The sequence below is a fragment of the Stenotrophomonas sp. SMYL20 genome (genome assembly GCF_036320045.1).
Classification (GTDB): domain Bacteria; phylum Pseudomonadota; class Gammaproteobacteria; order Xanthomonadales; family Xanthomonadaceae; genus Stenotrophomonas; species Stenotrophomonas maltophilia_A.
Genome location: NZ_JAWIRT010000015.1, coordinates 115,553 through 128,861, shown reverse-complemented (window position 1 = coordinate 128,861; position 13,309 = coordinate 115,553). Strand labels below are relative to the sequence as shown.

Annotated in this window: 9 protein-coding genes and 2 rRNA genes; 7 read left to right on the top strand and 4 right to left on the bottom strand. The window is 66.9% G+C overall.

From position 1 onward, the window contains the following. The first annotated feature begins 9 nt into the window (after positions 1-9). Both rrf (V3B48_RS13280) and rrf (V3B48_RS13275) read left to right on the top strand, forming a co-directional pair. Positions 10-124, top strand: a 5S ribosomal RNA gene (gene rrf / locus V3B48_RS13280). A 134-nt stretch (positions 125-258) separates the two neighbouring features. Beyond that, positions 259-373, top strand: a 5S ribosomal RNA gene (gene rrf / locus V3B48_RS13275). 382 nt (positions 374-755) lie between these two features. Here rrf (V3B48_RS13275) and V3B48_RS13270 read toward each other — a convergent pair. Next, positions 756-2,471, bottom strand: a complete 1,716-nt coding sequence (locus tag V3B48_RS13270) for a M28 family metallopeptidase (RefSeq protein WP_049421206.1) — start codon at positions 2,469-2,471, stop codon at positions 756-758. A gap of 86 nt (positions 2,472-2,557) precedes the next feature. Beyond that, positions 2,558-3,220 carry a hypothetical protein gene (locus V3B48_RS13265; protein WP_197616878.1) on the bottom strand — a complete coding sequence of 221 codons (663 nt, stop codon included), beginning with the start codon at positions 3,218-3,220 and terminating at the stop codon, positions 2,558-2,560. 95 nt (positions 3,221-3,315) lie between these two features. Here V3B48_RS13265 and V3B48_RS13260 point away from each other — a divergent pair, with 95 nt between their 5' ends. Both V3B48_RS13260 and V3B48_RS13255 read left to right on the top strand, forming a co-directional pair. Continuing rightward, positions 3,316-4,614 (top strand): peptidoglycan DD-metalloendopeptidase family protein, encoded by a 1,299-nt coding sequence (locus V3B48_RS13260; protein WP_197616876.1) that lies wholly within the window; start codon positions 3,316-3,318, stop codon positions 4,612-4,614. A gap of 108 nt (positions 4,615-4,722) precedes the next feature. Next, positions 4,723-6,183, top strand: a complete 1,461-nt coding sequence (locus V3B48_RS13255; RefSeq protein WP_329893865.1) for a S41 family peptidase — start codon at positions 4,723-4,725, stop codon at positions 6,181-6,183. An 83-nt stretch (positions 6,184-6,266) separates the two neighbouring features. On the opposite strand, the gene V3B48_RS13250 is transcribed toward V3B48_RS13255, so the two are convergent. Continuing rightward, positions 6,267-6,959, bottom strand: a complete 693-nt coding sequence (locus V3B48_RS13250; RefSeq protein ID WP_019662230.1) for a rhomboid family intramembrane serine protease — start codon at positions 6,957-6,959, stop codon at positions 6,267-6,269. Positions 6,960-7,185: 226 nt separating this feature from the next. Between V3B48_RS13250 and V3B48_RS13245 the strand changes: the two genes are divergently transcribed. Further along, complete coding sequence (locus V3B48_RS13245; protein WP_277779407.1) at positions 7,186-8,535, top strand: outer membrane protein transport protein; 1,350 nt, start codon at positions 7,186-7,188, stop codon at positions 8,533-8,535. Between the two features lie 142 nt (positions 8,536-8,677). Next, positions 8,678-9,250, top strand: a complete 573-nt coding sequence (gene pnuC / locus V3B48_RS13240) for a nicotinamide riboside transporter PnuC (RefSeq protein ID WP_032129718.1) — start codon at positions 8,678-8,680, stop codon at positions 9,248-9,250. A gap of 88 nt (positions 9,251-9,338) precedes the next feature. Here the strand turns inward: pnuC and putA are convergent, their stop codons facing one another. After that, complete coding sequence (gene putA, locus V3B48_RS13235; protein ID WP_197616872.1) at positions 9,339-12,557, bottom strand: bifunctional proline dehydrogenase/L-glutamate gamma-semialdehyde dehydrogenase PutA; 3,219 nt, start codon at positions 12,555-12,557, stop codon at positions 9,339-9,341. A 274-nt stretch (positions 12,558-12,831) separates the two neighbouring features. Here putA and V3B48_RS13230 point away from each other — a divergent pair, with 274 nt between their 5' ends. Beyond that, positions 12,832-13,308 (top strand): DUF2244 domain-containing protein, encoded by a 477-nt coding sequence (locus tag V3B48_RS13230; protein ID WP_021202927.1) that lies wholly within the window; start codon positions 12,832-12,834, stop codon positions 13,306-13,308. The last annotated feature ends 1 nt before the right edge of the window (position 13,309 follow it).

Sequence of the window (13,309 nt, the reverse complement as noted above, 5' to 3'; positions counted from 1 at the left end):
AACCGCCTCCCTGGTGAAATTAGCGCTGTGGAACCACCCGATCCCATCCCGAACTCGGAAGTGAAACGCAGCTGCGCCGATGGTAGTGTGGCTCAAGCCATGCGAGAGTAGGTCATCGCCAGGGTTTGCACCCAAAAACCCCGCTGCTCACGCAGCGGGGTTTTTCTTATTAAGTGAAGGCACTGCATTTTCCGGGTACCTTCCGCCCCAAGGGCAAGATCGCGAAGCTGGCGCTGCAAGCGCTGCTGCAACCGTCTCCCTGGTGAAATTAGCGCTGTGGAACCACCCGATCCCATCCCGAACTCGGAAGTGAAACGCAGCTGCGCCGATGGTAGTGTGGCTCAAGCCATGCGAGAGTAGGTCATCGCCAGGGTTTACACCCAAAACCCCGCTGCTCGCGCAGCGGGGTTTTTCTTTGTGCGCGCGAAATGCGGGTAGTGCCGGCCGATGGCCGGCAACCCGACGGCGTTACATCGCCCCATAGATCCACGCCATGCGTGGAGGCCCTCTGCGAGGAACCATGGCGCCAACCAAGGTTGGCAGCTACCAACAGCAGGCCCACACAGCGATCATTTGCCGGCCAGCGGCAGGCACTACAAGTAGATCCACGCCATGCGTGGAGGCCCTCTGCGAGGAACCATGGCGCCAACCAAGGTTGGCAGCTACAACTGCAGGGCGCGATCACACACAAAAAAGCGGCGCCCTTGCGGGCGCCGCCTTGGCTTGCTTCAGTACTCAGTCGAGCAAGCTCGACGCTACTTCGCCGCAGCCGGGGCCTTGTCCTTCATCATCGCGTCGCGGGCTGCCTTGAACGGGTTGCCTTCGTACCAGTTCGGCCAACGATCGCCACCGGCCAGTTCCTTGCCGACGCCGTACATCAGCTGCAGGTCTTCGACGGTGCCGTCCAGCTTCCAGGTGGCCGCATCGAACTCATCCTTCGGGCCGTGGTAGCGGTTGGCGCCGTAGTCGGCTGCAGCCTTGCGGCCCGCGTCCACGCCACCCTCGCGCAGGTCTTCGCCGCCATCGGCGTACAGGGCCGGCACACCGGCCTTGGCGAAGTTGAAGTGATCGGAACGGAAGTAGAAGCCGCTCTGCACCGAGGTCTCACCGTGCAGGGTACGGTCCTGGGCCGCGGCCAGCGGCTTGAGGATGTCTTCCAGCTCCGAGCTGCCGAAGCCGGTGACGGTAACGTCCTTGGCACGGCCGGCAACCGACATCGCGTCGATGTTGATCACGCCGGCGATCTTGTCCAGCGGGAAGGTCGGATGGGCAACGTAGTACTTCGAACCCAGCAGGCCGGATTCTTCCAGGGTCACCGCCAGGAACACCACCGAACGTTCCGGCTTCGGCTCCTGATGGGCCATTGCTTCGGCCACTTCGAGAATGCCGGCCACGCCGGTCGCGTTGTCGACCGCGCCGTTGTAGATATTGTCGCCGGTCTCGCCCTCGTGCTTGCCCAGGTGATCCCAGTGCGCCATGTACAGCACGGCCTCGTCAGCGCGCTTGCTGCCCGGCAGCACGCCCACCACGTTGCGCGACTGCTTCTGCGCGATCTGGCTCTTCAGATCGACCGCAGCGGTGGCCTTCAGCGGCACCGGCTTGAAGCCGCGCTTGCTGGCGTCCTTGTAGGCCTGCGCCAGGTCCAGGCCGGCACCGGCGAACAGCGCCTTGGCAGCGTCGGCACTCAGCCAGCCCTGAACCGGAATGCGGGCTTCCGGGTCATCCTTGGCCGGCAGGTCGTACTGCGGGCCTGCCCAGGAGTTCTTCACCACATCCCAGCCGTAGGAAGCGCCGGCGGTGTCGTGCACGATCAGCGCGGCAGCGGCGCCCTTTCGCGCAGCCTCCTCAAACTTGTAGGTCCAGCGCCCGTAATAGGTCATGCGCTTGCCGTCGAACAGCTTCGCGTCATCGACATGGAAGCCCGGGTCGTTGACGAACATGACGACCGTTTTGCCCTTCCAGTCCTGGCCGGCGTAGTCGTTCCACTTCTGCTCCGGCGCGTCGACGCCGTAGCCGACGAACACCAGGTCGCTGGCATCGACCTTCACCTCGGCCTGGCCGGTACGGGTACCCACCACCATGTCGGTGCCGAACTTCAGCTCGGTGGTCTTGCCGCCCTGGGTGATCTTCAGCACGGTCGATTCGTCGGCCGTGGTCTCGGTCATCGGCACATCCTGGAACCAGCTGTCGCCGTTGCCGGGCTGCAGGCCGATGCGCTGCATCTGGTCGCGGATGTAGTTGACCGTCAGTTCCTCGCCCTTGCTGCCCGGGGCGCGGCCTTCGAATTCATCCGAAGCCAGCGTCTTGACCATCTCGGCGAAGTCGCCGGCGTTGATCTCCGGCGAGAACGCATGGGCCGCCGGCTTGGCAGCGGCGGTGTCGGTGGCCGGCGCGGGCGCCGGAGTGTCTTCGCCTTTGCAGGCACTGAGCGCGGCCGCAGCGGCCAGGCACAGGAGGAGTTTGCGGGGCATCGTCGATTCCTGGAAAACAAAGGGCGGCCGCACCACGTGTACGACCGGTAACAGCGAGTATCACCGAACCGATGGGCGCGGTGTGCTCAGTCCGCCGGAGCGGTTTCGGTGTCGAACGGGATCGGCTCGGCGCCGGTGACCGGGCCGATGCGGGCCGTGCGGTGCACGTACAGCACCACCTCGCGTTCGAACTGCAACGGGCCGTCCACCACGGCATTCGGACCGACGATCACGCGTGGCTTGCGGCTGGCGGTCAGCGAGACGCTGAAGTTCGGCTTGCGCACGTGCACACCGCCCTTGACCTGCGAACCGATGCCCACGGTGATGTCACCGTTGACGGTTTCCACGTCGTTGCCGACGCGGCTTTCGACCAGCCCGATGCCACCGTTCACGGTTTCAACGCCGCCTTCGATCTGGCTGCCGCGATCGCTGAAGATGCTGCCGTTGACGGTGCTGACGCTGCCGTGTGCGATCACCTCGCGGCCCAGGCGTACGCCGCCGTTGACCGTTTCGATCTTGCCGGTGCGCGCGCGATCGGCGACCTTGACCCCGCCGTTGACGGTGTCGATGCTGCCGGTCTCGACACCTTCGCCGACGCGGATGCCGCCGTTGACGGTGTCCAGCTTGCCGTAGCGCTGGCCGGGTTCGGCGCTGATGCTGCCGTTGACCTTGCTGATGTTTTCCTGCGCTGCCACTGGCCCGGTGACCAGCAGTACGCCCAACAGCAGCGGAATGGAGAGAGCTTTCATGGGGACCTCGATGGATGTGCGGCTGGCAGGCCGCGTGCGGAGATGTCACCATTCCCCGGTACCCCCTGCAACTGCCTGAAGTCACTGGAAAGCCCTTGCGCAACAACGCCTTCCCATCACGCCGACATCACATCGCCGCTGCTCGCGGCGGGCGCTGCCTGCTGTTGGGGCTGGCCTTGGCACTGGCGTTGCCGCTGCCGGGGGCCGCGCAGACCACGCGCGAGACCGAGCGCAAGCTGCAGAAACTGCGCAGTGAACTGAAGGGCGTGGCGCAGGAGCGCCGGCAGATCGAGGGCCAGCGTGGCCAGGCCTCGCAGCAGCTGCGTGAGGCCGACGAGAAGGTGGCCCGCACCGGCCGCGCGCTTGCGCAGACGGAAACCGCGCTGCGCGAGCAGGGCCACGCCCTGGCCGAGGCCGAACAACGCCGCAGCACGCTGCAGGTCAACCTCGCCCAGCAGCATCGCGAGCTGGCCGGCCTGCTGCGTGCGGCCTACCAGCTGGGCAACCACGCACCATTGAAGCTGCTGCTGTCGCAGGACACGGTGGCCGATGCCAATCGCGCCCTGGCCTACCACCGCTACCTGCAGCGTGAGCGGGCCCAGCGCATCACCACGCTGACCGCCGACCTGAAGGAACTGGAAGCGCTGCAGGCGCAGATTGCCGAGCGCAAGCAGAAGCTGCAGGGGGCGCAGCAGGACCAGAAGCAGCAGGCAGCGGCGCTGGAAGCCGACCGCCGCGATCGTGCAAAGACCGTGGCCTCGCTGGACGAGCGCTTCAAGGACCAGCGCGAGAAGGAACAGGCGCTGGGCCAGGACGCCAAGGCGCTGGAAACACTGCTGGCCAATCTGCGTGCGGCCGCCGCCCGTGCCGAGGCCGAGCGTCGCGCGGCTGCGCGCCGTGCGGCAGCGGAGAAGGCCGCTGCCGAACGTGCCGCACGCCAGGCCGCGGCACAGGGACGGCCGCCACCGCCCACCAAGATTCCGCCGGCGGTGGCTTCCGCACCGGCGCCGAAGGTGGGGGGCCTGGGTTGGCCGTTGTCCGGCAACCTGCTGGCCCGCTACGGCGGCAAGCTGCCTGACGGGCGTACCAGCAGCGGCGTGCTGATCGGCGCACCGGCCGGCAGCACCGTCACCGCCGTGGCCGACGGTACCGTGGTGTTCTCCGACTGGATGACCGGCTACGGCATGATCCTGATCGTCGACCACGGCAATGGCTACATGAGCCTGTACGCCCACAACGACACCCTGCTCAAGGACGCCGGTGCACGGGTCAGCCGTGGCGATGCGGTGGCCAAGGTCGGCAACTCGGGGGGCCAAGGGGTCACCGCGCTGTACTTCGAGCTGCGTCGTGGCGGGCAACCGGTGAATCCGGACAGCTGGCTGCAGCGGCGCTGAATCCCCGCTCGCCACGTGCGGGCCGGATTCAACGGGAATTTAGCTGTGCTTCGCGCATAATCGGTGCATGTGCCTTGGGCACCATGCCACCGTCGACAGGAGTGATCCATGCGCGCAGCCCGTACCGCCACCCTCTTGCTGGCCCTGTTGCCAGCGCTGTCCTGGGCGCAGCAGACCGCGCCCGCCCCGAGCCAGGAAACCGGCGGGCAGGCAGCGAGCAGCGAGGAGGCGGTGACCTCGAAGGTGCCGCTGGAGGACATCCGCCGCTTCGTGGCCGTCTACAACGCAGTGCGGGCCGCCTACGTCGATCCGGTCGATGACAAGAAGCTGATGCAGGCAGCGGTGCGTGGCTTGCTGCTCGACCTCGACCCGCACAGCACCTACTTCAACAAGGAAGACGCGCAGGCCTTCGACGAACAGGCCAGCGGCGCCTACGAAGGCATCGGCGTGGAGCTGCAGCAGCAGCCAGACAACGCCAGCATGAAGGTGATCTCGCCGATCGACGACACGCCGGCGGCCAAGGCCGGCATCCTCGCCGGTGACCTGATCATCGCCATCGACGGCAAGCCGATCAGCGCGATCGATGCCAGCGAACCGCTGCGCGGCCCGGCCGGCAGCAAGGTGGTGCTGACCATCGTGCGCGAAGGCAAGCCCAAGCCGTTCGATGTCAGCCTCACCCGCCAGACCATCCGCGTGACCAGCGTGCGCAGCCGCCTGCTGGAACCGGGCTATGGCTACATCCGCCTGAGCACCTTCCAGGCCGACACCGGTTCGGACTTCCAGAAGCACGTGCAGCAGCTGCAGAAGCAGTCCGGTGGCCAGCTCAAGGGCCTGGTGCTGGATCTGCGCAGCAACCCGGGTGGCTTGCTGACTGCTGCCGTGCAGGTGGCCGACGACCTGCTCGACAAGGGCAACATCGTCAGTACCCGCGGCCGCATCAGCATCAGCGATGCACGTTTCGATGCAACGCCGGGCGATCTGTTGAAGGGCGCACCGGTGGTGGTGCTGGTCGACGCCGGTTCGGCCAGTGCCTCGGAAGTGCTGGCCGGCGCACTGCGCGACAACAAGCGCGCCCGCGTGGTTGGCAGCCGCACCTTCGGCAAGGGCTCGGTGCAGACCGTGCTGCCGCTGGACAACGGTGACTCGGTGAAGCTGACCACCGCGCGTTATTACACGCCCAGCGGCAAGTCGATCCAGGCCACGGGCATCGTGCCGGAGGTCGAACTGAAGCCGGCCGCTACGCCGGCCGAGGATGCACTGCCGGCCAGCCTGAGCGATTACAGCGAAGCGACCCTGCCGGGTCATCTGCGCGGTGACGACGAGGGCACCGAGGGCTATCACGCCGGTGCGGTACTGCCGGGCGATGGCCCGATCAACGACGCGCTGGCCGAGCTGAAGACCCCGGGTTCGGTGGCTGCACGCTTGAAGGCCGAAGCGGCAAAAGCGGATGCGGCCAAGGCTGCGAAGGCCGCTGCGGCGAAGCCGGAAGCGAAGGTAGAAGCGAAGCCAGAAGCGAAGCCAGAAGCGAAGCCAGAAGCGAAGCCCGCACCCGTCCCGGCCAAGCCCTGATTCTGTAGAGTCGAGCCGTGCTCGACTGATCCACGAACGAGCGGGTGCGCATGGAGCCGGCCAGCGGCCGGCACTACCAGGGGTCAGAAGCCGTGGCGCTTGCGCAGGCGGCGGGCGATGGCCGCCCGCACGTAGACCCCGTACACCACGCCGAACACGAAGCCGCCGATGTGCGCCCACCAGGCCACCATGCCGAAGCTTGGGCCGATATGGGCGAACACCACCTGCAGGGCGGCCCAGACGCCGATCAGGAGGTAGGCCGGGGCGCGCACGAACTCCAGGAACAGGCCGAGCGGAATGACCACGCCCAGCCGGGCGCCCGGGAACAGGGCCAGATAGGCGCCGATCAGTGCGGACACCGCGCCGCTGGCACCGATGATGATCTGGTCCGGGCTGCCCATGGTGTAGATCGCCACCAGGTTGGACACCGCGCCTCCGACCAGGAACAGCAGCAGCAGCCGCCACGGGCCCAGCACCCGCTCAGCAGGCAGGCCGAAGATCAGCAGGAATACCAGGTTGCCCAGCAGGTGTGACCAGTCCGCGTGCAGGAACAGGGCCGTGAACAGCCGCAGCACGCTGCCGTCCTGCAGGGTCGCCCACCAGTCCAGCGGGTGGGTCAGGCCGGTGGACAGGGCGCCCCAGTCCAGCCAGAGGCTGCCCCGGGCGTCGTCCGGACGCGAGATCGACCACAGGAACGCCAGCCACAGTGCCGCAAACAGCACGGGCGTGGCCCAGCGCAGGGCCGCCTTCTTGCGCGACGGGAGGGAGACGAACATGAGCAATAGCCTAGCGTGCGGGCGCTTACGGCGGGGATTGTCCTGTTCAGCTTCTGGGACGAAAAAAGCGCCTGCGCTGTTATTGTTTCATTAACAGCTCTGGGTAATACTCGCATACGGCGTCGTATGTCGGGAGGGGAATCCGGCGCGCTCCGAAGGGCCCCAAGGCCTGCCGGGCGCAGGCGCACTCAGAGCACCATCACCGCTTACCGGAGAGAGAACTACGATGCAAACCGCTTCCACCATTGCCCGACTGACCCTGCTGGCCGTCGGCGTTGCCGGTGCGCTGGCCGCCGCCGATGCCAACGCTGCCGCCTTCCAGCTGAAGGAAAACAGCGCCAAGGGCCTCGGCCGCGCGTTCGCCGGTTCCGGCAGCGCCGAAGGCGACGCCTCCATCATCGCCGTCAACCCGGCCGGCATGCGCCAGCTGGAAGGCACCCTGGTCCAGGGCGACCTGAGCGCCATCAGCTTCAAGGCCGAGTTCAAGGGCCAGGGCCGCAATGCGGCAGGCCGCCCGCAGACCGGTGGTGACGGCGGCGACGCCGGCATGATCGCTCCGGTCCCGGCTGCGTACTTCCACATGCCGATCGGCGAGAAGGCCCACTTCGGTGTGTCGCTGACCGCACCGTTCGGCTTCAAGACCGAATACGACAACGGTTGGGTGGGTCGTTACAGCGGCCTGAAGACCGATCTGAAGGCCATCGACCTTGGCTTCGCCGCGTCGTATGACGTCAACCCGTACGTGTCGTTCGGCGCGTCGGTGTTCGTCGAGCACCTGACCATCGAGCTGAGCAACGCCGTCGACTACGGCAGCATCCTGGCCGGCGCCGGCGCTCCGGGCTTCGCCCCGGGCAGCGCGGATGGCACCCTGAAGATCGAGGGTGACAACAATGCCGTGGGCTGGACCGTCGGTGGCCTGTTCTCGATCGACGAGAACACCCACATCGGCCTGAGCTACCGTTCGAAGGTCGAGCACAAGATCACCGGTGGTGATGCGACCTTCAGCGGCGCCGACCGCGCACGTTCGCTGCTGACCAACTCGCCGCGTACCCGCGGTTGGTTCATGGACACCAGCGGCAAGGCCACGGTGACCATGCCGGCCTCGGCCACCCTGAGCGTGACCCACAAGGTCAACGACCGCTGGACCGTGATGGGCGACGTGACCCGTACCGCCTGGTCGACCGCCTTTGACAGCGTCACCGTCGACTACGCGTCGCCGCAGGCGGACTCGGTCCTGGAGTTCGGCTACCGTGACACCACCTTCGTGTCGCTGGGCGCCGACTACAAGCTGAGCGACACCGTCACCCTGCGCGGTGGTGTTGCGCTGGACCAGACCCCGACCACCGACGCCCACCGCGACGTGCGCGTGCCGGATACCAGCCGCAAGTGGCTGTCGCTGGGCGTGGGCTGGACCCCGTCGGCAAACACCGAGTACAACTTTGGCTACACCCACCTGTTCACCAGCGATCCGAACGTGAACGTGCGTGCGACCACTGCCAACCAGGGCAACTCGCTGTCGGGCAAGTACAAGGTCCGTGGCGACGTGTTGGCGGCTTCGTTCCAGTACAAGTTCTGATTCGGGCCTCGGCCTGACGCAGCACACGGAAGGCCCCGCGCAAGCGGGGCTTTCTTTTTCTGTGGCCACGGGCCATCCACGCGTGGCGTGGATCTACCGAAGATCGGAGCCATCCACGGCGTGGATCCACGACAATAGCGCCATGAACCTGTCCGATCCGAACTTCCAGCTGGAGCTGGCTGCCAACATCGCCGTCGCCGGCTCGATCCTGCTGGCCGGACGCAACAACGTGCACACCTGGTGGCTGGGCATCGTCGGCTGCGCATTGTTCGCCGCTGTGTTCGAGCGTTCGCACCTGTACGCGGACATGGTGCTGCAGTTCTTCTTCATTGCCATCAGCGTGCTGGGCTGGTGGCAGTGGCTGCGCGGCGATCACGGTGCGCCGCTGCCGATCACCTCATTGCGACCGCGTGCATGGGCCTGGCTGGCGCCGCTGGCGGTGGTGGCCACGTTCGGCTACGGCTGGATGCTGACCCGCCTGACCAACGCCTACGCGCCCTACATCGATTCGGCGGTACTGGTGCTGAGCGTGATCGCGCAGATCCTGATGATGCGGCGCAAGCTGGAATCGTGGTGGGTGTGGCTGTTGGTGAACACCGTGGCAGTGCCGCTGTACTACAGCCGTGGCCTGCACCTGACCTCGATCCTGTACGTGGGCTTCTGGATCAACGCGCTGGTGGCGTTGCGTCATTGGCGCGGCCTGATGCGGGTGTAGCGCCGAGCCCACGCTAGGCGCCACAGGAAAAAAGGCACAAAAAACCCCGCTTTCGCGGGGTTTTTCGTTCACTGCAACTATCGGGCGATCAGTCGCCCAGGGTCAGCAGCGAGGCGTTGCCGCCGGCAGCGGTGGTGTTCACCGTCACCGTCTTTTCGGTGGCAAAGCGCAGCAGGTAGTGCGGGCCGCCGGCCTTCGGGCCGGTGCCGGACAGGCCCTGGCCGCCGAACGGCTGCACGCCGACCACCGCACCGATCTGGTTGCGGTTGACGTAGACGTTGCCGACGTGGACGCCGTTGCTGATGCGGTCGACGGTCTCGTCAATGCGCGAATGCACGCCCAGGGTCAGGCCGTAGCCGGTGGCGTTGATCTGGTCGATCACCGCGTCGAGCTGGTCGCCCTTCCAACGGATCACGTGCAGGACCGGCCCGAAGATTTCCTTGTGCAGCTGGCCCAGATCCTTCAGTTCGTACGCACGCGGTGCGAAGAAGGTGCCATTGGCCGCTTCGGCAGAAAGCTCGGCGGCAGCAATCAGGCGCGCTTCGCGGTCCATGCGTTCGGCGTGGTCCTGCAGGATCTTCAGCGCGTCGGCGTCGATCACCGGGCCGACGTCGGTGGACAGCAGGCCGGGGTTGCCGACCTTCAGTTCCTTCATCGCACCGGCCAGCATGGTCATCACCTTGTCGGCGATGTCGTCCTGCACGAACAGCACGCGCGCGGCCGAGCAACGCTGGCCGGCGGACGTGAAGGCCGAACCGATCGCGTCCTTGACCAGCTGTTCCGGCAGTGCCGAGGAGTCGGCGATGAAGGCATTCTGGCCACCGGTCTCGGCAATCAGCACGCCGATGGCGGCGTCACGCGCGGCCATCGCGCGGTTGATCGCACGGGCGGTGTCGGTGGAGCCGGTGAAGGCCACGCCGGCCACGCGCGGGTCGGCAGTGAGCGCGGCACCGACGGTGGCACCGTCGCCCGGCAGGAACTGCACCACCTCGGCCGGCACGCCGGCGTCGTGCAGCAGCTTCACCGCGTAGTAGCCAATCAGGTTGGTCTGCTCGGCCGGCTTGGCGATGACGCTGTTGCCGGCGGCCAGGGCAGCGGCGACCTGGCCCAGGAAGATCGCCAGCGGGAAGTTCCACGGGCTGATGCAGACGAACACGCCGCGACCATGCAGCTGCAGTTCGTTGGACTCACCGGTCGGGCTCGGCAGCTTCTCGGCGTGGCTGAACTGCTCGCGCGCCTGCTTGGCGTAGTAGCGCAGGAAGTCCACCGCTTCGCGCACTTCGGCGATGCTGTCGGGCAGGCTCTTGCCGGCTTCCTTCACGCACAGCGCCATGAACTCCGGCATGCGCGCTTCCAGCTGGTCGGCGGCGTGCTCGAGGATGGCGGCGCGGCTGGCGGCCGGGGTGCGGTTCCAGGCCGGCTGCGCGGCCACGGCATTGGCCAGGGCCTTCTGCACGGTGGCGGCATCGGCGGCCTGCCACTGGCCGACCACTTCGCGGGTGTCGGCCGGATTGGTCACCGGCAGCGCGGCGCCGGCCGGGTTCGCACCCGGCACCAGCGGGGCGGCCTGCCACGGCTTCACTGCAGCGTTGATCTGCTCGGCGAGGGCGCGCAGTTCGTTGTCGTTGGCGAGGTTGGCGCCCATGGAGTTCTTCCTGTCGTGGTTCTGGCTGCGCAGCAGGTCAACCGGCAGCGGGATCTTGGGATGCGGAATCGATTCGAACGAAGCAACCATCTCGACCGGATCGCGGATCAGGTCGGCGATCGGCACGCGCTCGTCGGTGATGCGGTTGACGAAGCTGGAGTTGGCGCCGTTTTCCAGCAGGCGGCGCACCAGGTACGGCAGCAGGTCTTCATGCGAACCGACCGGCGCATACACGCGGCAGGGCAGGTTCAAGCGATCGGCCGGCACTACTTCGGCGTACAGGTCGTCGCCCATGCCGTGCAGCTTCTGGTGCTCGTACACGCCGCCATTGGCGATGCTGCGCACGGCCGCGATGGTGTGCGCGTTGTGCGTGGCGAACATCGGGTAGATCGCGTCGGCATGCGTGAACAGGCGCTTGGCGCAGGCCAGGTAGGAGACATCGGTGTTCTGCTTGCGGGTGAACACCGGGTAGCCCGGGTAGCCTTCGATCTGCGCGCGCTTGATCTCGGCGTCCCAGTAGGCGCCCTTGACCAGGCGCACCTGCAGGCGGCGACCGGCGCGGCGCGCCATGTCGGCCAGGTGGTCGATCGTGTACGGCGTGCGCTTCTGGTAGGCCTGCACGACCACGCCGAAGCCGTCCCAGCCGGCCAGCGAGGCGTCGGAGAAGACCTGCTCGATGATGTCCAGCGACAGTTCCAGGCGGTCGGACTCTTCGGCGTCGACGGTGCAGCCGATGCCGTAGCTCTTGGCCAGTTGTGCCAGTTCCAGCACGCCCGGCACCAGGTCCTTCAGCACGCGCGCGCGCTTGGCGTGCTCGTAGCGCGGGTACAGCGCCGACAGCTTGATCGAGATGCCCGGCGCGTTGTTGACGTCGCCGTCCGGACGGCCGCCGCGTGCCTTGTGGTCGCCGCCGATGGCGTGGATCGCACGACGGTAGTCTTCCAGGTAGCGCAGCGCGTCCTTCATGGTCAGCGCGCCTTCGCCCAGCATGTCGAACGAGTAGCGGTAGTTCGCGTTGTCGCCCTTGTGCGAGCGCGACAGCGCTTCGCTGATGGTGCGGCCCATGACGAACTGGTGGCCCATGATCTTCATCGCCTGGCGCACGGCCAGGCGCACCACCGGCTCACCGACGCGGCCGACCAGGCGCTTGAACGCGCTGGGCGCATCGGCACGGGTGGCGTCGTTCATCTGCACCAGCTTGCCGGTCAGCATCAGGCCCCAGGTGGAGGCGTTGACCAGCACGGAGTCGCTGCCGCCCAGGTGCTTTTCCCAGTCGGCATCGGCCAGCTTGTCGCGGATCAGCTTGTCGGCGGTGTCCTGGTCCGGAATGCGCAGCAGCGCCTCGGCCACGCACATCAGCAGCACGCCTTCCTCGCTGCCCAGGTCGTACTGGCGCATGAAGGCTTCGATCGCGCCCTGGTCCTTGGCACGCACGCGCACGCGGCCGACCAGGTCGGCGGCCAGCGCCTGCACCTTGGCCTGCTCTTCGGCGGGCAGGCGGGCCTGCGCCAGCAGCTCGCGCACGTGGCTGGCCTCGTCCTTCAACCAGCCATCGGTGATGGCCTGGCGGAACGGGTTGGGGGGCGCCGGCAGTTCCGGCGACAGCAGCGCGCCGGGACGCGGAGCGTCGTGGGCGGCAGGGGAGGAGGAAGGTGCGTTCATGCCGGTCCGGCCAGTGGAAAACTTGGCGATTTTAATCATTTTTGCGGGTTGCGGAAGTGCCCATCAGCCACCTTCGTGAAGCGCTGATAGCCCCTAGCTGCGGTGGATTCAGCGTGTTCAGCAAGCTCGGCAGAATTTGTGCTGAATTCGTCATTCGTGCCGCCGACCTCATGCTGTGTTGCAGCATGGTAAAAAGTGTGAATGCACCCTTGCTACCGGCGAGAGGGCGGGGCTACCATCGAGACGTTTCCCGCGGCAGGAACGCGGTTGCGACATGATCGAGGTGCTTCCAGCTCCGGATGGGTCAGGTACGCAGCTGCGGCTGCGTCCCCCACGGGCGCTCGATGCCCGGCAGTTCGTCCTGTTGTTCACCGTGTTGTCGGGTGCGATGTGGCTGGTGTCCGCCCTCGGGTGGTGGGCCGGCAATGCATTCGCCCCCCTGTTCGCGCTGCTGTACAGCCTGGTGCTGGCGGCGGCACTGCGTGCCTTGTGGCGCAGTGGTGAACGGCAGGAGGAGATCCGGGTAGTACCGGCGTACGTGGAGGTCATCCCCGTACCCGGTGGATCGCCGGTGTTCCGGGCCCACCCCCACTGGGTGCGCCTGCTCACCGACGACGAGAGGGTCCGGCTGGCATCCAGCGGCCGGCAGGTGGAGGTGGGGAGTTTCCTCGCGCCGGCCGAACGTCAGACGCTCGCAGAGACACTTGAAAGCTTGCTCGCCGCCAGCGATGGCGGCAACCGACGACGCTAAG